The sequence below is a fragment of the Aminobacter sp. 01T433 genome, from assembly GCF_056398585.1.
In genome coordinates this window covers 1-1,178 of sequence record NZ_JBFTPR010000060.1, presented here as the reverse complement: position 1 = coordinate 1,178, position 1,178 = coordinate 1, and the positions used below count along the sequence as shown (strand labels likewise).

The following is a 1,178-nucleotide window of genomic DNA, read 5'->3' as shown; positions in this document are numbered from 1 at the left end:
GATTATTCTTTGATCGAAGCGACGATGCCGGCGCCGACGGTACGGCCACCTTCACGGATAGCGAAGCGCAGCTTCTCTTCCATGGCGATCGGCACGATCAGCTCGACATCGACGGTGATGTTGTCGCCGGGCATGACCATCTCGGTGCCTTCCGGCAGCGACACGATACCGGTCACGTCAGTCGTGCGGAAGTAGAACTGCGGACGGTAGTTGGTGAAGAACGGCGTGTGACGGCCACCTTCTTCCTTGGTCAGGATGTAGGCTTCAGCCACGAACTTCTTGTGCGGCTTGACCGAACCTGGCTTGCACAGAACCTGACCGCGCTCGACGTCTTCACGGCCAACGCCACGGATCAGCGCGCCGATATTGTCGCCAGCCTGGCCCTGATCGAGCAGCTTGCGGAACATTTCAACGCCGGTAACCGTCGTCGAGGTGGTCGGGCGGATGCCGACGATCTCGACAGTCTCGCCAACCTTGACGATGCCGCGCTCGACGCGACCGGTGACAACCGTGCCACGGCCCGAGATCGAGAACACGTCTTCGATCGGCAGCAGGAACGGACGGTCGATCGGACGCTCAGGCGTCGGGATGTAAGCGTCGACCGCTTCCATCAGCGCGCGGATYGCGTCTTCGCCGATCTTCTTGTCCGAATCGTTGAGCGCAGCAACAGCCGAACCCTTGATCATCGGAATGTCGTCGCCSGGATATTCGTACTTCGACAGCAGCTCGCGCACTTCGAGCTCGACCAGTTCGAGCAGCTCGGCGTCGTCGACCAGGTCGACCTTGTTGAGGAACACGACRAGTGCCGGAACGCCAACCTGACGGGCAAGCAGGATGTGCTCGCGGGTCTGCGGCATCGGGCCGTCGGCAGCCGACACGACCAGGATCGCGCCGTCCATCTGGGCAGCACCGGTGATCATGTTCTTGACGTAGTCGGCGTGGCCGGGGCAGTCGACGTGGGCGTAGTGGCGGTTGGGCGTCTCGTATTCGACGTGTGCCGTCGAAATGGTGATGCCGCGGGCCTTTTCTTCAGGCGCTGCGTCGATCTGGTCGTAGGCCTTGAACTCGCCGAAATACTTGGTGATCGCCGCCGTCAGCGACGTCTTGCCATGGTCGACGTGACCAATCGTGCCAATGTTCACATGAGGCTTATTACGCTCGAATTTACCTTTTGCCAT

Annotated in this window: 1 protein-coding gene; it reads right to left on the bottom strand. The window is 60.9% G+C overall.

Going from position 1 to position 1,178, the window contains the following annotated elements; translation table 11 throughout:
• Positions 1-2: 2 nt before the first annotated feature.
• Positions 3-1,178: an elongation factor Tu gene (gene tuf, locus AC1DLV_RS30255; protein WP_476782577.1), complete on the bottom strand. Its 1,176-nt coding sequence runs from the start codon at positions 1,176-1,178 to the stop codon at positions 3-5.